The organism is Borrelia persica No12, assembly GCF_000500045.1.
GTDB lineage: Bacteria > Spirochaetota > Spirochaetia > Borreliales > Borreliaceae > Borrelia > Borrelia persica.
The window spans coordinates 1-284 of sequence record NZ_AYOT01000215.1; the positions used below are offsets into that span (position 1 = coordinate 1).

Sequence of the window (284 nt, forward strand, 5' to 3'; positions counted from 1 at the left end):
ACAATTTCTGTTGATGAGTATGAGAAATTGGTTTCAGATTCTAAAAAGTTACCAGATATGATCTCGAAAGAGGATTTTGAAAGAAGATTAGCAGAAGTTGAGAGTAATTTTACTAAAGCTAGGAAACAAGCTGAAAAGCAGGCTGAACTTGATGCATTCAAGGATTCTAAACTTTTATCACACTTAGAAAAGGCTTGCGAACAGTATGAGATTGCTTCACCATTTTCTAATGTTGGTAGTATCAAGGATGCAAAATTGGCATTTTTAGATGCTATGAAAAAAAA

At 33.1% G+C, this 284-nt stretch carries 1 pseudogene; it reads left to right on the forward strand.

Annotation, left to right across the window (positions count from 1 at the left end):
• Positions 1–284, forward strand: a pseudogene (locus U881_RS0107585) (terminase); the annotation flags it as partial.